General features: G+C 46.7%; 16 protein-coding genes. 11 read left to right on the top strand and 5 right to left on the bottom strand.

Features of this window, described 5'->3' with window-relative positions; all coding sequences use genetic code 11:
• Positions 1–158 precede the first annotated feature (158 nt).
• The gene (locus IEU85_RS00870) at positions 159–806 is read left to right on the top strand and encodes a hypothetical protein (protein ID WP_188354369.1); all 648 of its coding nucleotides are present in this window, start codon (positions 159–161) and stop codon (positions 804–806) included.
• A 174-nt stretch (positions 807–980) separates the two neighbouring features.
• Here IEU85_RS00870 and IEU85_RS00875 read toward each other — a convergent pair whose 3' ends face one another.
• A complete protein-coding gene (locus IEU85_RS00875; protein ID WP_188354370.1) occupies positions 981–1,814 on the bottom strand; it encodes an aldo/keto reductase in 834 nt (277 codons plus the stop codon).
• A 326-nt stretch (positions 1,815–2,140) separates the two neighbouring features.
• Between IEU85_RS00875 and rpsO the strand changes: the two genes are divergently transcribed.
• The 8 genes from rpsO (at position 2,141) to IEU85_RS00915 (ending at position 13,847) form a co-directional block, all read left to right on the top strand.
• Positions 2,141–2,410 (top strand): 30S ribosomal protein S15, encoded by a 270-nt coding sequence (gene rpsO, locus IEU85_RS00880; protein WP_188354371.1) that lies wholly within the window; start codon positions 2,141–2,143, stop codon positions 2,408–2,410.
• Positions 2,411–2,612: 202 nt separating this feature from the next.
• Positions 2,613–5,213, top strand: a complete 2,601-nt coding sequence (locus IEU85_RS00885; RefSeq protein ID WP_188354372.1) for a polyribonucleotide nucleotidyltransferase — start codon at positions 2,613–2,615, stop codon at positions 5,211–5,213.
• 130 nt (positions 5,214–5,343) lie between these two features.
• Positions 5,344–6,018 (top strand): SMC-Scp complex subunit ScpB, encoded by a 675-nt coding sequence (gene scpB / locus IEU85_RS00890; RefSeq protein ID WP_188354373.1) that lies wholly within the window; start codon positions 5,344–5,346, stop codon positions 6,016–6,018.
• Positions 6,019–6,120: 102 nt separating this feature from the next.
• The gene (locus IEU85_RS00895) at positions 6,121–8,934 is read left to right on the top strand and encodes an ABC transporter ATP-binding protein/permease (protein WP_188354374.1); all 2,814 of its coding nucleotides are present in this window, start codon (positions 6,121–6,123) and stop codon (positions 8,932–8,934) included.
• 245 nt (positions 8,935–9,179) lie between these two features.
• Positions 9,180–11,105, top strand: a complete 1,926-nt coding sequence (gene typA / locus IEU85_RS00900) for a translational GTPase TypA (protein ID WP_188354375.1) — start codon at positions 9,180–9,182, stop codon at positions 11,103–11,105.
• 119 nt (positions 11,106–11,224) lie between these two features.
• Entirely contained in the window at positions 11,225–11,695 is a 471-nt protein-coding gene (locus IEU85_RS00905; RefSeq protein ID WP_188354376.1) for an alcohol dehydrogenase, read from the top strand.
• Position 11,696: 1 nt separating this feature from the next.
• Positions 11,697–12,716 carry a prephenate dehydratase gene (locus IEU85_RS00910; RefSeq protein ID WP_229714665.1) on the top strand — a complete coding sequence of 340 codons (1,020 nt, stop codon included), beginning with the start codon at positions 11,697–11,699 and terminating at the stop codon, positions 12,714–12,716.
• A gap of 102 nt (positions 12,717–12,818) precedes the next feature.
• Positions 12,819–13,847: a prephenate dehydrogenase gene (locus tag IEU85_RS00915; protein ID WP_188354378.1), complete on the top strand. Its 1,029-nt coding sequence runs from the start codon at positions 12,819–12,821 to the stop codon at positions 13,845–13,847.
• Between the two features lie 128 nt (positions 13,848–13,975).
• On the opposite strand, the gene IEU85_RS00920 is transcribed toward IEU85_RS00915, so the two are convergent.
• The gene (locus tag IEU85_RS00920) at positions 13,976–14,317 is read right to left on the bottom strand and encodes a DUF6725 family protein (RefSeq protein ID WP_371866592.1); all 342 of its coding nucleotides are present in this window, start codon (positions 14,315–14,317) and stop codon (positions 13,976–13,978) included.
• 90 nt (positions 14,318–14,407) lie between these two features.
• The gene (locus IEU85_RS00925) at positions 14,408–16,339 is read right to left on the bottom strand and encodes an NAD(P)H-hydrate epimerase (RefSeq protein WP_188354379.1); all 1,932 of its coding nucleotides are present in this window, start codon (positions 16,337–16,339) and stop codon (positions 14,408–14,410) included.
• Between the two features lie 80 nt (positions 16,340–16,419).
• Here IEU85_RS00925 and IEU85_RS00930 point away from each other — a divergent pair, with 80 nt between their 5' ends.
• Positions 16,420–17,196 carry a GNAT family N-acetyltransferase gene (locus IEU85_RS00930; RefSeq protein WP_188354380.1) on the top strand — a complete coding sequence of 259 codons (777 nt, stop codon included), beginning with the start codon at positions 16,420–16,422 and terminating at the stop codon, positions 17,194–17,196.
• Here IEU85_RS00930 and IEU85_RS08615 read toward each other — a convergent pair.
• A complete protein-coding gene (locus tag IEU85_RS08615) occupies positions 17,146–17,556 on the bottom strand; it encodes a hypothetical protein (protein WP_229714666.1) in 411 nt (136 codons plus the stop codon). The genes IEU85_RS00930 and IEU85_RS08615 overlap by 51 nt on opposite strands.
• Positions 17,544–18,200 (bottom strand): glycosyltransferase family 2 protein, encoded by a 657-nt coding sequence (locus IEU85_RS08620; protein WP_229714667.1) that lies wholly within the window; start codon positions 18,198–18,200, stop codon positions 17,544–17,546. Before IEU85_RS08620 ends, IEU85_RS08615 begins: the two co-directional genes overlap by 13 nt.
• Before the next feature lie 89 nt (positions 18,201–18,289).
• Between IEU85_RS08620 and IEU85_RS00940 the strand changes: the two genes are divergently transcribed.
• The gene (locus IEU85_RS00940; RefSeq protein WP_188354381.1) at positions 18,290–19,381 is read left to right on the top strand and encodes a tyrosine recombinase XerC; all 1,092 of its coding nucleotides are present in this window, start codon (positions 18,290–18,292) and stop codon (positions 19,379–19,381) included.
• Positions 19,382–19,454 lie beyond the last annotated feature (73 nt).

Here is a 19,454-nt window from a genome sequence, read left to right on the forward strand (position 1 = left end):
GTGATATGCAGTTACTGACCAACTTGATGCTATGCAACTTGATGCTATGCAACACTTCCCGCATATGCTCGAATTTGCGTGTACACTAGTACGCGAAGTTGAGTACGGATTAGTACAGTAGAGTATATGCGGGAGTTTGTGTCAGTATGGTTGCCAACATGCAAGCGAATGAGCGCCAGCAAGAGCAGCAGGTGCGTGTCAGTGATCCTGCGCTTTCTCATCCTCGTGAGTTGTCTTTAGCTGAGCAAGAGCGCCGCAGCACACACAAGTGGCGTATTATTGCTTATACTCTTGCACTTATTGTTGTTGCTAGTGCTCCTTATGGGTTTGGGCGCTCGCTTGCCATGAATCAAACCGACCGTATTCTCAGTATTACTTCACATATTACTGCGCAAGGAATGGCCTTACTCGGCTGGAGTATAACAGTCATTATGCTGCTCATTTTGGCAATGGCAGTGCTTGAATCACGACACGTATTGTGGAGAATACTCTTTTTACTTGCCCTTGCTGCAGAGCAGTTTATTGGCGGTATTGCGTTATTGCGTCTAAACTTTTGGACAGCAACATTCGTTATCTACGGTAAAGAAAGTCTTGGTGTTAATGCGCTTAATATGGGTATTATCGCCGCTGGTGCTGCGCTTGCAGTTTTTGCTGTCGTATACGTGGGTATGTTAGTGCTTATTAAAAAAGATTCTAAAATCAATATCTTGACGCGATCTTGGTCGGCAATGACTCTGTTTTTCCTCATTGAAATACTGGCACTGCTAGTGGCGATTTTTGGTGGTTTGCCAATGCTTATGCAGTAAAGGCTGCGATAAATTTTTACTATTCTCCATATATAAAAGCGAAAAGGGGAGGCGAACCTCCCCAAACGGCATTAGTGCGGTATGCTATTGCTCTGACACAAGCTCTGACGCAGTACACTACATTAGATGTAGCTAGAAGTAGCTGATGCCATGCATGGCGTGCTGCAAGGTATACTAGAAATTAAAATTATCTGGGTCAGCGCCATTACGCTTTCCAGTATTCATTGCATCAATGGCATGCATATCTTCATCACTAAGAGCAAAATCAAACACATCAAAATTCTGTGCAATACGCTCCGCATGAACTGACTTTGGTAGCACTACCACACCATGCTGCACATGCCAGCGAATAACCACCTGGGCTGGGCTCTTGCCATAGCGCTCGCCAATAGCTGCCAACCGTGGATCAGCAAGCAAACTACCACCAGTACCACCAAGTGGACTCCATGCCTCAACAACAATACCGTGAGCCGCGCAATAATCAGCAAGTGCACGGTTATCAAACTGTGGCGAGGATTCAATCTGGTCGGCAGCTGGGGTAACAGTAGCAAATTGAGCAAGCTCTTCAAGATGGTGCCGCTGGAAATTGCTCACACCAATTGCCTTAACCTTACCTTGCTGATAGAGGTCTTCCATGTCTTTCCATGCTTGCTGCCAACCGGCTGCAGGCCAATGGACTAAATACAAATCTACATAGTCAAGTCCAAGACGGTCTAGGCTTTCCTGATAGGCTTCTTTGGCACGTCCTGCGCGAATATCATTATTCCACAGCTTGGTAGTAACAAAAATATCTTCACGAGCAATGCCGCTTTCGCGAATTGCGGCGCCGACAGAAGCCTCATTGCCATAAATCATTGCGGTATCAATATGACGATATCCGGTTTCAAGTGCTGCAAGCACAGCCTGTTCGGTAGTTTCACCATCTGGCGTCTGGAATACGCCTAAACCGATTTGTGGAATCACAGTGCCGTTGTTAAGCGTAAGCAACATTGGATTTTCTATAGACATATACTGCTCCTTATAAGAGATAGCAATCAATATGCAAGTTATGCATACATACGGGCAGATAGTTGCATTGTAATAATTCTTCGTAAAGTCAAGCAGTAGTTATGCAACAAGCATAGAGTGTCATTGGACAGGATGTAGTTTTCGCAAACCAAGCTGTGTTGCTTATATGTATTTCTTTTTGCGAGTGCATAGGACATGTTCAACACGGTTTCGCAGTAATGACAAAGGGTTGTGTATAATAGTCGATTGGCGTGATTTCGCCCGCGGATTCAGAGCGCTATAGCCAGTGTGGTTGTAGCACCGCGCAACGAGTATAAGGAGGAGCTGTGGCTCTTAGCAATGCTGAAAAGCAAGCAATTATTAGTGAGTACGCAACACACGAGGGTGACACAGGTTCCCCTGAAGTCCAAGTTGCACTGTTGTCCAAGCGTATTTCTGACTTGACTGAGCACTTGAAGTATCACAAGCATGATCACCACTCCCGTCGTGGTATGCAGTTGATGATTGGTGACCGTCGTCGCCTTCTCGACTACCTCAAGCGCGTTGACATTGAACGTTACCGTTCCTTGATTGAGCGCCTTGGTTTGCGCCGATAGTTTTGTTACGCCCGGGCATATGCTCGGGCGCTTTTGCATATAAGCTATAACAGTTAGAAGTATTCAACAGCGTGTGATGTACAAGATGTAACAGGGTGTGTAGAAGGGTTCTACATATCCTTCCAGCAGGTTTAAACAGGTTTAAGATGAAGTTATGTTGAGTGTGCTGGTAAAGAGGTTATGAACATGTAAGGAGGAACCCGTGGAGGGTCCCGAAATCAAAGCCGTAGAGGCAATTATTGATAATGGTTCGTTTGGTAAGCGCGTATTACGATTTGAAACCGGTCGCTTAGCACAGCAGGCAGATGGTGCAGTAGCAGCTTATTTAGATGATGATTCTATGATCTTGAGCACAACAACTGCAGGCTCAAGTCCAAAAGAAAACTATGATTTCTTCCCACTAACTGTGGATGTGGAAGAAAAAATGTATGCGGCAGGACGTATTCCTGGCTCTTTCTTCCGCAGGGAAGGACGCCCAAGTTCGGAAGCTATTTTGGCATGCCGTATTATTGACCGCCCACTTCGTCCTCTGTTCCCACACACTTTGCGCAATGAGGTGCAGGTTGTAGAAACAGTACTTTCCATCAACCCAGATGATGCCTACGACGTAATCGCGCTGAATGCTGCATCAGCATCCACTATGATTTCTGGCCTGCCATTTACTGGTCCAGTTTCAGGTGTGCGTTTAGCATTGATTGATGGTCAATGGGTGGCGTTCCCACGTTGGAGCGAACGCGAACGCGCAGTATTTGAGATTGTTGTAGCTGGTCGTGTTATCGAAAATGGCGATGTTGCTATCGCTATGATTGAAGCAGGTGCCGGACACAATGCTTGGAAGCTAATTTATGAAGATGGGCAGACCAAGCCAGATGAAACCGTTGTAGCAGGTGGTTTGGAAGCTGCAAAGCCATTCATTAAGACCATTTGTGAAGCACAAGTAGAATTGCGCCGTATCGCAGCTAAGGAAACTAAGGAATTCCAGCTGTTCCCAGAGTATACCGACGAGCTTTACGCACGTATTGATGAAATTGCTCATGCTGATTTGGATGAAGCACTTTCTATTGCGGAAAAGCTCCCACGCCAAGATCGTATTGCTGAAATCAAGCAGCAGGTCAAGGATACCTTAGCATCTGAATTCACTGATATGGATGACGATGAGAAGGAAAAGGAATTAGGCAACGCATTCAAAGAGTTGCAACGCCAGATTGTTCGCCGTCGTATTTTGACACAGGATTGGCGTATTGACGGTCGTGGATTGCGCGATATTCGTACGCTTTCTGCAGAAGTAGATATTGTGCCTCGTGTTCACGGTTCTGCGCTCTTCCAGCGTGGTGAGACTCAAATTCTTGGTGTTACCACACTTGGCATGCTGAAGATGGAGCAGCAGGTTGATGCATTAAGTGGTCCACAAAATAAGCGCTATATGCATAACTATGAGATGCCTCCATACTCAACTGGTGAAACCGGTCGTGTAGGCTCTCCAAAGCGTCGCGAAATTGGTCACGGTGCTTTGGCAGAAAAGGCATTGGTACCAGTACTTCCAGATCGCGAAGCCTTCCCATACGCTATTCGCCAAGTATCTGAAGCCATTGGTTCTAATGGTTCTACATCAATGGGTTCTGTCTGCGCTTCTACATTGAGCTTGTTGGCAGCAGGCGTACCATTAAAGGCTCCAGTCGCAGGTATTGCTATGGGTCTGGTTTCTGGTGAAGTTGATGGCACCATGATCTATAAGACCTTGACTGATATTCTTGGTGCAGAAGATGCTTTTGGTGATATGGACTTCAAGGTAGCTGGTACTGCTGAATTTATCACCGCATTGCAGCTTGATACTAAACTTGATGGTATTCCAGCTGATATTCTGGCAGCAGCACTGCAGCAGGCTAAAGAAGCTCGTACTACTATTTTGGAAGTAATTACCGAGTGCATTGATGAGCCAGCTGAAATGAGTGAGTTTGCTCCACGCATTATCACCACCAAGGTTCCAGTGGATAAGATTGGTGAAGTTATCGGCCCTAAGGGCAAGACCATTAACCAGATTCAAGAAGAAACTGGTGCAGAAATTGCTATTGAGGATGATGGTACCGTATTCATCTCTTCTGAAGGTGGTCAGGCTGCAGATAAGGCTCGTGAGCTGATCGATCAGATTGCTAACCCTCATGTGCCTGTTGCTGGTGAACAGTATAACGGCAAGGTAGTTAAGACTACTAGCTTTGGCGCTTTTGTGAACTTGGCACCTGGTACTGATGGGTTGCTTCATATTTCTCAAATTCGCAATCTTGCCAATGGTGAGCGCATTGACACTGTAGAAGATGTGCTTAAAGAGGGCGATAACGTTGAAGTTATAGTACAGGGCGTTGATGATCGCGGTAAGATTTCTCTTGCCATCCCAGGTTTTGAGGAATCTGAGGATAACGCTCGTCCTGAGCGTGGCGAGCGCCGTGGTCGTGCTGACCGTGGCGACCGAGGCGAACGTGAGCACCGTTCTCGTCGTGATCATGGCTATGATCGCGACCGTGAAGATCGCAGTGATCGTCCGCGTCGTCGCCGTCGTTATGACAATGATGATCGCACTGATCGTTATGAGGATGATGACCGTTTCGAGCGTGATGAGCGTCCGCGTCGTCGCCGTACCGAGCGTGACTATGATCGCGAGGATCGCTATGAGCGTCGCCCACGTCGTGAGTCTCGCTATGCTGTGGATGATGCTTATGACGAATATCGACAGAGCCGTGAAGAGCGTAGCGAACGTCCGCGCCGCCGCGTTCGTCGTGACTTTGACCCATTCGATGACGAAGAGTAAATCGCTCTCAAAGAGATAGTATTGTAACTACTATCAGTCGTGTTAAGCTAAGGTGCATGCGCTTAAAAGGCGTATGCACCTTACTTCATAGTTGAACCACCCATGTATGTTGCCGCCCTGAGAGGTATGAATGAGTCAACGCACTGACGAAAATGAACCGTCGCAGTCAGACGAATTACCACTTGGTTTACAAGCGCCAGGTGGATTAGCAACTGCTGTAGAAGCGGTGCTTATCGTGGCAGCCGAGCCGCAAACTGCTACGCATCTCGCGCATATTCTTGAGGTATCGGTTGATGAAGTAGAACAAGTACTGTTGCAATTACAGCAAGAATATGCTGGAAATGTGCAGTTTGACGAGCAAGAGCAAACAGCCCACATTACTAGACCTCGCGGCTTTGCGCTGCGGCATCAAGATAATACATGGCAATTAGTCAATAGTGCATCCACTCAAGATATTGTTGCCGCTTTTATTTCAGGAGATCGTACAGCTAAACTTTCTGCTGCTGCTTCAGAAACGCTGGCTATTATCGCATATCAGCAGCCTATTACACGTGCAAAAATCGCGGCAATTCGAGGCGTTAATGCAGATGGAGTAGTGCGTTCTCTACTAGTACGTGGGTTAATTGAGGAGCAGGGTATGGATGAGCAATCACATGCCGCTACTTTGGTCACTACGAATGAATTTTTAGAGCGACTGGGATTGCACTCACTTGATGATTTACCAGCATTAGCACCATTTTTGCCACAATCTGCACAAGAAGAACCGAAAATGGAGCAAGGCACTTTAGCTCTGAGCAATGCATAGGACTATATAGCAATGCTGAAGACTATGCGACAATAGTATGAGTATCTAGTGAAGAATTACAGTGAACAATCATAGTGAAAAACGTCGAGTACAGGAGAGTACATGCTACGCATAGAACATATTACGAAGCAATATAAAACTGGTGATTTTGTGCAACGTGCACTCGATGATGTGTCGCTAACACTTCGTGATAATGAATTTGTTGCTATACTTGGACCTTCTGGCTCTGGTAAAACAACATTGCTTAATATTATTGGTGGGCTGGACCGCTACGATAGCGGCGACCTGGTGATTAACGGTATTTCAACTACTAAATATCGTGATCGCGATTGGGATTCCTACCGTAATCACACTATTGGTTTCGTATTTCAAAGCTATAATCTTATTCCTCATCAAAATATTCTTACCAATGTAGAGCTCGCACTGACTATTAGTGGGGTCAGCAAAAAAGAACGCACAGAGCGTGCGCGCAAAGCCTTGGAGCAAGTAGGATTAGGTGAGCATATTCATAAAAAACCTAATCAGCTTTCTGGCGGTCAAATGCAGCGTGTGGCAATTGCACGTGCCTTGGTCAATGATCCTGATATTGTGCTTGCTGACGAGCCAACTGGCGCTCTTGATACAGCAACTTCAGTGCAGATTATGCAATTGTTGAAAGAAGTAGCTCAAGATCGACTGGTAGTTATGGTTACTCACAATCCAGAGCTTGCCGAACAGTATGCAACGCGCATTGTTAATCTCAAAGACGGGCATATTTTAGGCGATAGCAATCCATACACAGTAGATTCATCTGAACAAAAAGCTCCTGTGCATCGCACGATGGGCAAAGCATCTATGTCACTAGCCACATCAATCGCCTTGAGCTTTACGAATCTGCGCATGAAAAAAGCACGCACTATATTAACGTCATTCGCTGGTTCGATTGGTATTATTGGCATTGCGCTGATTCTTGCAGTGTCTACAGGCGTGAATACTTATATTGTCAATCTCCAGCGTGAAACAATGACTTCGTACCCGATAACAATTGACGCGCAAAGCTGGGATTTGCAGTCACTTATGGAAAATAGTGCGAAGCGCGGGGAGAAGAAAGACCCAGGGCACGGCACGGATAAAGTGTATGCGGATAGCACGGCATTTACCCAAGCCTCAAGCATCACCACGAGTATTGCGCATAATAATCTCACCAAATTCAAGCAATATCTTGATAATCCTAAGAGTGAAATTCGCCAATATGTTGGTGATAATGGTGTGCACTACTCCTATGATATGCGCTTTCAAGTAGTAAGCAATGACCCTGACAATAAGCTTGTAACTGCTAATGGTGTAACCTTTGGTCAATCAGCTAAAGGCATGACGAACCAAATGGTGATGGCATCAGGCTCACGCACAACGATGTCAGATATTACCTCCATGCAAATGGGCGAATTAACCGGTAATAAAAAGCAAAATGCTGCTCCATCATCATTTGAACAGTTGATGCCGGGACGTAGTGCCAATGAGCTGATAAGCCCAGTCATTACCGATAATTACGAAGTAGTTACCGGTGCTTGGCCGAAGAATGCTCACCAAGTAGTACTGATTGCCGATCGCAATAATGAAGTACCAATGGATGTGCTCTATGGAATTGGGTTACTACGATCTGCCGATTATCAGCAGATTATGAATACGATTGCCGATGGCAAAAAAGTGTCTATTGATACGACGAGCTTAAAGTATGACGACGTCGTAGGGCATACGATGAAGCTGATTACAGCAAGTGACCAGTATGTACTTGGTAGCGATGGACACTATACCTATGTTGGTGATAATGAGCAAGAGATGAGCAAACTTGCCAATTCTGACGCGGCGCAACAGCTCGAAATTGCAGGTGTAATTCGTCCAAAAGCAGATGCAAAAACAACCATGCTTACCGGATCCGTAGGCTACACAAGTGCGCTCACTGATGTCATTATTGATCGCACAGCACAAAGTGCTCCAGTTCAGGCTCAGGAAGCTTCAAAAGATGTCAGTGTCATTACAGGATTGACGTTCTCGCCAAGTGATGATGCGACAAAAATTGCTGATGCACGTCAATATGTTGCAGGATTGGGTGTGAGTGAAAAAGCCAATATGGCGAAATCACTGATGACACAAGCCGCCGCAGCGCAAGGTGCGACAGGTTCAGCAGGCGAGTCAAGTGCAGCCGGATCGGGCGCCATGCCAGCCTTAAGCGAAGATCAGATTGCCTCGCAGTTTGATGCATACTTAGCTACGGCTGATAATCAAGTACTGTTGCAAATTTATGATCGCTATGTATCTACAGGCACATATGACGATACCCTTGCTGATTTTGGATTAGTAGACCGCAATGCGCCAAGCGAAATTCGCATTTATACGGATAGTTTTGAAGCAAAAGACAAGGTTTCTGACGCTATTAAAGCCTATAATGACAAGGCAAGCGAGCCAGATCGCATCGTGTATGTAGATTATGTTGGTGCTTTAATGAGCTCAGTGACGACTATTGTTAATGTGATTACATATGTGCTGATTGCATTCGTGTCAGTCTCTCTTGTGGTATCGTCCATTATGATTGGCATTATTACCTATATTTCTGTGCTTGAACGCACGAAAGAAATTGGAATTTTGCGCGCAATGGGCGCTTCAAAGCGTAATATTGCACAGGTCTTTAATGCGGAGACTGGCATGATTGGATTGTGTGCTGGCTTAATTGGTGTAGGAGTGACGTGGCTGTTATTGCTGCCGGGCAATGCATTACTGCATTCACTGATGGGTAATACGGAAGTTAATGCTGTACTTGAGCCGCTTCCTGCGCTGATATTGGTAGTGCTGAGTGTCATCCTTACCCTTATCGGTGGCATTATTCCAGCTGGTCAGGCTTCGCGTAAAGATCCTGCTACCGCGCTACGCACTGAGTAAGTTGCATAGTCAAAGCCAAAAGTCAGGGAACATCGCTAAACTTAGCCAAGGTTACGCTGGTCAGACCAGTTGATACAGAGCATGTGTACACTGTCTACGTTTGGTGTTGTATCCCTGACTTATATGACATCGGTCATATCGAAGTCATGTGCAGCACTGCTTGCGAACGAGATGATGTGCTGCTCTGCATAGTGGCATAAGTGTTGTATGACCGGTGACGTTTGGTATAACAAAGAGAGGTTTCAATGGCGGTACGCGCGGATATTAGAAATGTGGCAATCGTGGCACACGTTGACCACGGCAAAACCACATTAGTGAACGCCATGCTTCAGCAGTCTCATGTATTTAATGAGCGTGAAGAAGTACCCGATCGTGTTATGGATTCCAATGATTTGGAACGCGAAAAGGGCATTACAATTCTTGCAAAGAACACTGCAATTCAATACACTGGTCCACTTGCTCAAAAGTTAGGTCAAGAGCACGGCATTACTATCAATGTGGTCGATACACCAGGTCACGCTGATTTTGGTGGTGAAGTTGAGCGTGGTATTTCTATGGTTGACGGCGTGGTACTGCTCGTCGACGCATCAGAAGGTCCATTGCCACAAACTCGCTTCGTCTTGCGTAAGGCTTTAGAAGCTAAACTTCCTGTGATTTTGTGTGTGAATAAAACTGACCGTCCAGATGCTCGTATTGAAGAAGTAGTTTCTGAATCTACTGACTTGTTGCTCGGTCTTGCACAGGATGTAAGTGAAGAGGGCGTGGACCTTGATCTTGACGCTTTGCTGGACTTGCCAGTGATTTACTGTGCAGCAAAGGCTGGTCATGCATCTACCGAGCAGCCAGCAAATGGTAGTGTTCCAGAAAATGATAATTTAGAGCCACTCTTTGAGGCTATTATTAACACTATTCCTGCCCCAGAATATGATGAGGGCGCGCCATTACAGGCTCATGTCACCAATATTGACGCTTCTGAATATTTGGGTCGTCTAGGATTGGTGCGTATTTATAACGGTACACTGCAAAAGGGTCGCCAGTATGGCCTTTCTCGTGTAGATGGTTCTATTGAGTCTTTTAAGCTGACGGAAATTTTGGTTACCAAGGGCCTTGACCGAGAGCCTGCAGAAAGCGCAGGTCCTGGTGATATTGTGGCTATTGCTGGTGTGAATGACATTATGATTGGTGAAACTATTGTTGATCCAACTAATCCACAGCCACTGCCACTTATTCATGTTGATGAGCCAGCTATTTCTATGACTTTTGGTACTAATGATTCTCCATTAGCTGGTACAGAAGGCAAAGATCACAAGCTGACAGCGCGTATGCTGAAAGACCGTTTGGATCGTGAGCTGATTGGTAATGTATCCATTCGTGTGCTACCAACGGAGCGTCCTGACGCATGGCAGGTTCAAGGTCGTGGTGAGCTTGCTTTGGCTGTGCTTGCTGAAGAAATGCGCCGCGAAGGCTATGAGCTTACTGTTGGTCGTCCACAGGTAGTGACCAAAACTATTGATGGCGTGATTAACGAGCCAATGGAAAGTACCACTATTGATGTGCCAGAAGAATATATGGGTACGGTAACCCAGCTGTTGGCAGATCGTAAGGGTCGCATGGAATCCATGACTAATCATGGTTCTGGTTGGGTGCGTATGCAGTTTACTGTGCCATCTCGTGGTTTAATCGGCTTCCGTACAGCATTGTTAAGCTCCACACGTGGCACTGGTATTGCAAGCTCTATTTCTGCGGGTTATGCTCCTTGGGCTGGTGCTATTACCATTCGCCAGAACGGTTCTATGGTTTGCGATCGTCAGGGTAAGGCAAGCCCATACGCTATGCAAAAGTTGCAGGCGCGTGGCAACTTCTTTGTCGATCCACAGTCCCCAGTGTATGAGGGCCAGATTGTTGGCGTTGCGAATAAGCCTGGGGATTTGGATATTAACATTACCCTAGAAAAGCATATGACGAATATGCGCTCCTCAACAGCAGATGTGCTAGAAACGCTCACTCCTCCAATTAAGATGAGCTTGGAAGAAGCACTTGATTTTGCTAATGAGGACGAGTGCGTGGAAGTTACTCCAGAGTCGGTGCGTGTGCGCAAGATTATCTTGGATCGTGAGCAGTGGTACAAGTGGAATGCGAAGCAGCGCCGTCAAAATAAGAATGCACAATAATAATATCTCTGTCATCGCAATACGCTATGTGCTGTGCAACGTATTGCGTGATTACACATAGCGATAACCTCAAGTGCTGTTAAGAGTAACGAGGTTATGTTTTGAGCCGGTGGTGTGGCATGGTAGAACAACTAACACAACATGCTGATGGTCAACAGCGTCAGTCTCAGGGGTCGGTAATTGTTCGCCGTGTATTGCGCACCATCGGCTCTGCGCTTGCTGTAGCATGTATTGGTGCTGCGGCACACCGCACTGGTGCACAATATAATTTTCCTTACGGTTTGGCGCTATCACTGCTATTAGTGGCTGGATCGACGTATGCTGCACGCAGACGCGGAGGCGCACTTCATGTGGGATTACATTTACTATGTTCCACAATAGTAACCGGCGTTATTTCACAGACTGCAACCCATACTCGTGCACTGATTATTTTAGGATTCGCTGATACCTCATACCCATATTGGACGCAACGAGTGGGTATTTGGTGGATGCTTGGTATGGTAGTGGTACAAATAATAATCCTAGTGTTACCAAGTCGGTGGGTAGTAGATGATAACAGCCAAACAACAAACCACAAGCACAACAGGTGATGTGTCTGATACAGTACCCCTGTATTTTTTGGGGCCGCAAGGATCCTTCACCCATCTTGCTGCTCGCCGTGCAGTTGCGGCATTAGCGCAATATCACATACATGTTCAACCTCAGCCTGTCGAAACAGCTCGCGAGATTATCGAGCAAGTACAAACTGGTCATGGCCTTGGAATTGTGGCATGGGATAACACTGTAGAAGGTGTAGTTGTCCCCAATTTGGATATGCTTATGGACGCGCAATGCGCTGGATTCTTGAGATTAAGCGTACCGATTACCTTTGATGCTTTTGTGACGCCGCATACGGCACAATTACTCGGCGATATTCCGCTTGCGCAGGTGGCACACACAGTGCACGCTCACCCTCATGGATTGGCACAGTGCAATGCCTTTATTCGTGAGCATCAGTTAGCAGCGATAGCCAGTGCTTCCAATGCTGCTGCATGTAGAGATATCCAAGATGGACAAGTGGCATTAGCTCCACCGATTTGTGCAGAACTCTATGATGTTGTTCCCGCATACCAATCAGTACAAGATTATGATGGTGCGCGAACGGACTTCCTAGTACTAGCTCCTAGAACAACTGCAATATCGAGCATTGCTCGCGTGCGAGAGCAGGGTAATAGTGGTGGTAACACATGGGAGTCCATTGTGGCATGTGCTCCCTTAAGCACAGGACCTGGAGTATTAGCGAATTTGCTTGACACTATTCGCGATGCCGGGTTGAATATGACGTCGTTTATGTCCCGTCCTATTAAAGGCAATGCTGGTACTTATAGTTTTATTATTACCATGGACGCGGCCCCTTGGGAGCATTCCTGCAAAGCTGTGCTACAAGGCATGATAGAGCATGGCGATTGGGTAAAAACACTAGCAGTGTATCCGCGAGGTGAGCGTCCAAATCCTCCAGTAGATGCATGGATGCTTCCTGAAGGTGGTGTTTGTTCCAACCCAAGCCAAGAAGGACAACAGCCACAACAGCAGGGCGTGGAACATATCGTGCAACGCGCATTATTGTGGTAATAAGGGTTATGTAATTGGTCTGACATATGCAGCACTGACAAATAGTAAAACAGCAAATACAGTAAAACAGCAAGTGGTAGTTGGTAGTAAGGGTGAGTAAGGATGAACAGCGCATACACATCATGGCAGGAGGCAATGCCTAAAACGGTTGCAATTGCTGGACTTGGGCTTATTGGAGGCTCTTTAGCTTTGCGGCTTGTTGAGCGTGGCATTCGAGTTGTGGCTTGGAATCATCGAGAAACTCCTTACGCCAAGGCGCAGCGTATGGGTATTGAAACAGTGGATCGCGTGGAAGATTTGGTGCTTGCTCACCCCGATATTCTGATACTGTGTACGCCACTAACCACCATGGAACAAGTGTGCAGCACGCTTTCACGAGTGTGGGATGCCAATATTACGCTCACAGATGTGGGTAGTGTAAAGCGACAAGTTCGTGCCAGTGTTGAGCGTGCAGGTCTGGGAGCATCATATGTCGGCGCTCACCCTATGGCAGGCAATGAACATAGTGGTTTCGATGCAGCATATGCCGGACTGCTCGACGATGCACTCTGGGCAATTACTATCGATGAGCGCTCGCCGCTTACTCGAGTACAGCAGTTGCTTGCGCTTATCGTTGGTGCATTGGAAAACCGCGCTATTGTGCTTGATGATCTAACTCATGATCGTGCTGCTTCACTTATTTCTCATATGCCTCATGTTGTGGCTACAGAGCTTGCCAATGCTATGCAATCAAGTCCGCTGCGTTTTGTTGCACAAGCCTTGGCTGCCGGCTCTTGGCGTGATATGACTCGTGTTGCGCTCACCGATCCTGCGCGTACGCGAGCGATGGTGGAAGAAGATGGTGATACTGTAGCGCCACTGTTGCGTCAGATTGCGTCTGATTTATTAGTGATGGCTGAGGCTTTGGAATCTGGTGAGACGCTGGCAAGTCAAGAGTTCTTTAGTTTTGCGCAACCATATAGGAATTTTAGACAAGAACAGTGCAATCAGCCTAAACACGACACTGAGCTACTGCACATAGAAGAAGAGCAGTGGCAAGAACAACTTGTAGCGCTCGCCTTTGCCGGTAAGCAAATACAAAGTTTAGAAGGTGAGCGCGGTCTCGGTGTTAATACTGTGACTGCATGGTAAAACTAGAACGCGCAGCATTTGCACATGAGTTGCAAGCTGCAAGCCGCAAGTTGCGATTCATGTGTTGCTGGTCGCGATTTGTAAGTTACTAGCAACTACTTGCTCGATGCTCTTATTCGTACATTGTGCTAGGAGCGTGCTATAGGATAATGCTTCGGGCGTTCTGGCACTGGTTTAATACGCACAATAGTTTTGCCTTCGATAGTTATGATTTGCGCAGGTCGCGCACCATTAGCTGATTCATCACGCAATAGGGTGAGCGTACTCCCATCCCAATTGATGACGTGTCCTACAGCGTCACGCAGTATTGTCCGACCAGTCTCTTCGTCTATACCCGCAGAGCGGCGAACTACTACGCGAATACCCGTCGGAATATGCTCTGGTAACTGCTGAATTGCATACTGTGGTTGTTGTGTTGCGTTCTGGCGATCTTTGTAGTTATGGTCAGGTAGTTGTGATGAATTTCGCATAATACTCCAGACTTGCAAATAACTTCGCATGTACTGCAATTACATACAGGTATACTGTAATCAATGGCGATGAATAGCCGTAGCAGTTCGCTACGCTGTTTGATATGCCGCCTGCATAGCAGCTGGAATCCGTTCAATAATATCGCTGGCGATAATTGGTTTTCCAGTATTGCGCATTGTTGATCGCAACCAAGCATGTAGTGCGGGTTGAGGCTGCTGTGGATTACATGGCGGATAAACCACGCCGTGACTACGGTCAGCACCACTAGCTAGGCGACCGGCAAAACCATGCCAATGCGCTCCAGCAGCAGCAAGTATCGGCATAAGATGGGCAAAATCTACAGCATATTGCGCATCAGCACGATACTCAGGTGTGCTATGACGTGCTATCCATTCACTAGCACTTGCGCAAATTGCCCCAGTAAGTCCTGCAAGCACATCGCCGCTACCGGCAGTGGCCATCCAACTACATGCATTATCAGCAACAATAATGGTTGGTTCCTGCTCTCTTGGCCCGCCCACAATAACCGTATGCGCGCCTTTAAGCAGTACTGTAGCGCCGGTAGTCTGCCATAATTGTAGTGCACTTGCTACAGGATGATTAAGCACATCATGCACGCTAACTTGGGTAAGCTGTGCAGAAGACTGAGATTGCAAGGTATTGAGCAATCGAGCACACTCTGCAGCGTGTGGGGTCACTATTGTGTGGGAGAGTTGCTGTGTATGAGGGTCAATAAGGTCCAACGCTCCAGCATCAATAACCATAGGGCGTATTGGTTGAGCCATATATGATGGCTCAACAGGCAGTTGCTCAGCGGGCATTTGCTCGGTATGAGACTGCTGTGCTTCATGGTCAGTCTGACCGAGAGCACAATACTCCTGTAACAGCGTTGCAATCGCTTGTCGCTGCTGTTCGTCCCCAACAGAGTTTTGACTATGGCGACTATCTGGGACACCAGATCCAACAACCCAAGCACTTGCTGTGCCAGATCCAAGAACAGCCTCCGGTACTTGTGCAAGCAGCATAGCACGCACATGCTCTGGTCCGCAGTAGCGTACCATACCCACACCGGCGCGACTTGCTGCTCGTACAGACAGCAATGCAGCACCTAGATATGCTACAGAGCCAGTGACCAGTCCTGCAACCCCACGTGAATATTTACTATCGTCGAAACGTGTAGGACTCATACACCAATGTGCTACTAAATCAGCATGAACTACGCTTGGATCAGATAATGTCAAGTCAAAATCAAGATCTGCAACAATGATATCGCCGCAGACATAGGCTGCTGGAGGCAGCAGATGACAAGGTTTCAACACGCCACATGCTACGGTAAGTGTGGCATCCAGAATAGGTCCATCGCAAGAACCGTCATCAACGCCCACACCTGAAGGGGTATCTACCGCTAATACTGCGGGAAAATGTTGGGCAGTGTATTGCGCTTCTCGTAATTGTTGCACCAAATTACCGGTAACCCCGCGTAACGATCCCTTAATACCGATGCCAGCAAGAGCGTCAATAATGACGTCGGCATCACAAATTGTTGTAAGCACTTGAGCAATATCTTGATCAGTGTGCAGCGTAATGCAATCACAGCCTGCTTGCTGTGCTGCTGCTAAACCTTGAGCATGTGGTGCATCGCTGGTGCATACCAGAGTAACGGTTGCTCCTAATGTGCGTAATTCGCTTGCTGCAAATAATCCATCACCACCATTATTGCCGCCACCGATTGCAGCAATAATACGAGCTTGCTCAAGCCGAATACCACGTGATTGAAGTAGTGCTACGGCACTTTGTGCAATGCAGTGCGCTGCTTGTGCCATCAGTGGTCTACCAGCTTCCAGTAGAGGCTGCTCCATAGCTCGCACATGCTTAACATTCCATGCTGCATGAGTGAGTAGCATATCGGTATTGCTGGCGCTCTGGTCGGTATTAGCGATATTGCCGGTATTACGATATTGGGATGAAGGAACTCCAGCATATAGACGTTGGTATGCTGCTCGTGCTGCAGAAAAACTCATAATGCCTCGATTTCGCAATGCTTGTGCAAAGAATGTATGCTTCTTGCCTCAGCACAGTGCAAGTATGTTAGGTTAGCAATATGCATAATCATAGCAAGCAATCATATCGTGTACATATTCGTGCTGTTCAACCATCTGATATTAAGCCATTAGCACGTATGGTACAAGAAGCTTGGCATACGGATGATAATCTCGACGCTTTTGCGCAAGCACAATTAGGGATGTTAGATGCTGTCGGATGCATGTTTCGCAGTACTCAAATTCTTGTAGCAACACTGATTGATAACAAGACTGGGCAAGAGCAAATTGCTGGGTGTGCAGCAGTTGTTGATCGTCGTCACCCTGAACACAAGCCATATCGTACACTCTTTGCTCATCATGCAGTGCGTGCACTGTGCGCATTGGCAAAACAGCCAGCATATGTGGTGCGCAATGGTAAGCAAGTTGCTGAGCTGTTGCAGTATCAGCATAATGATCATCGCATGCTTCGCCAAGCGCAACGTGAACATATGGGATACCAAGGCGAATTGGCGCTGTTTATTGTTGATCAACGCCTGCGTGGTTTTGGCTTAGGCAAACGATTATGGCAGGCAGCTATGCAATGGTTTGATCGTCGCCAAATTGCACGCTTTTTCTTATTTACTGATTCCACGTGTGATTGGCAATACTACGAGTATATTGGTTTAACTCGCAGAGTAACCTTACCTACCCGTATCCTAGCCCAAGTGGAGCATGAACATAATCCAGACCGTGCGGTATTCGCGCAAACGGATACGGGCATGATGACTATGATGTTATATGACGGTTTAGTTCACGCCAATAAACCTATGAGCAATACCGTATCCAACATGAATTAAGCCACGACCCAAAGCCCCTGGCACAGTTAGCAGACGACCGATAAGCGTATGAGTTACTGCATCATATGCCTTCGGGTTTTGGGTACGCAGCGTATTCCACAATTGAGCCTTGTGCTCATAGTGTTCTGGATTTTTTGACAATACCATGAATACCGAGTCAATACCCATATTGATAGTGAGATAGTGAATCATATACCGGTATAGTCCAGCAGGTACGCCTTCTGGTTGAGGGGTGGCATAAATCATGGCTTCTACTACTCGAATAAGCTGATCGATGCGGGAAATCATGGTTTTTTCTTCTACAGATTGACCGTCTCTACCAATGAAATACTGGTATAAATCTACATCTAAATACAGCATAGTACGCACATGAGGTAGTGGTACGTATGCGTAGAGATTATCGACATAGAAGGTGTGTTCCGGTAATACAAGTTGTGTTTTTCACGCAAAATAGCTGTACGGTAGGTAAAAGAGTGCATGAGCAGGTTTTGATCTGGAGCCATGCGCTTGACTTCATTCCATGTAAATGGGCGACCTACTGGCATGACATTGCGATAACGCACTGTTTTTTTGACACGTTTGCCCTGTTTATCATAGCGATAATTGGTAATCAGCAAATCAATAGGTGCAGGGCTGACGCTTTGTTTACGCACTTCATCAAGTACGACGCGCAAGGCTTCTTGATCGAGCCAATCATCAGCGTCAACTACTTTAATATAGGTGCCACGAGCATTGGCAATACCAGTATTAACAGCACCTCCATGGCCTTTATTTGGCTGGTCGATAACGCGAATCACATCAGAGAATTGTTCTTCGTAATCATGAGCGAGTTGCAGTGTGCCATCGGTTGAACCATCATTGACTACCAGAATTTCCACGCCAGTGTGGTCTTGTTCAATAAGTAATGATGATAAGCAACGACCTAAATACTGCTCTACATTGTATGAAGGGATAACAAACGTAATAGCAATAGAGGTAGCATCTTGGCTTGTGGTTTCTTGCATAATTGTACGCTAATCGAAAACATAGACGTTTATTACTATGCTTGGGTGTTATGCGCCAAAACCAGTGTGACTCCAAAAGTAGCAACGCTATGCATAATAGCTCTGTGACCAGCGATACTAAGAATAGTAAAACTGTTAGTAGTAATACTGTCAGTAGTGCTTCGACGTGTAGTGATTGCGCAAGTGCTGATAGTGCATACTTTGATGCAGCACTACATCAGTATGCCACATATTTGCGAGTAAATCGCGGTCGTGCTGCACACACGGTACAGGCATATATCAGTGATATTCGGCAGTGTCTTATACAACTTGAGCACTATGGAGTGAAAACACTGCAGGATGTTTCCGCAGCAAATTTACGCATGTGGATGGCTTGGCTTTCAGATAATCACACGCGAAGTAGCGTAGTGAGGAAGCTTGCAGCAGCACGCGGGTTTTTTGAATTCTGCCAAGACCGGCACATGATTACACATAATCCTGCAGGACTGTTGAAAACACCGAAGCTACCACAGGTGCTACCCACGGTATTAGATGAAAGTCAAGCGCAGCAGTTGATGGAGTGTAGCGAACAGCATATAGCGCGAACGACATCTTCTACGCACGATAAAGCTACTGAACCTACTGAACGCACCGATTATGCGTGTGCGCTGCGCGATGCAGCCATGGTCGAACTGCTCTATGCTACAGGAATGCGCGTAGGCGAGCTGGTATCGTGCAATATTTCCAGCATAGATTGGGATAATCATATGGTGCGTGTGCTTGGTAAAGGTAATAAAATGCGCGTGCTGCCGTTTGGTATTCCGGCATTACATGCATTGCAAACGTGGATTGAAGAGGGGCGTCCAATACTACAGGCGGCATTGCAGGTGGGCAGTGCCCGTGATAAGGCTACAGCGGATGATGCAAGTCAAGCACTGTTTCTGGGTGTTCGTGGACGGCGTATTGGTGTCAGACAAGTGCGTACGATTGTCCACCGACTTTCACATGAAGCTGGAGTACCTGATATTGCACCTCACGCATTACGCCATAGTGCAGCAACGCATATGCTTGATGGTGGTGCAGATTTGCGAGAAGTACAAGAATTATTGGGTCATGCCTCGCTTGCTACTACGCAACGCTATACCCATGTGTCCATTGGTCAGTTACTAGAACGCTATGATCAGGCTTTTCCTAGAGCGTAGCTTTATGAGCAATTGCGATTGCTGACAAACTGTGATTTGTAGACAACATACTTTCGTAAACGCGCGATACTCG

The organism is Galliscardovia ingluviei, assembly GCF_014635685.1.
Taxonomy (GTDB): Bacteria; Actinomycetota; Actinomycetes; order Actinomycetales; family Bifidobacteriaceae; genus Galliscardovia; species Galliscardovia ingluviei.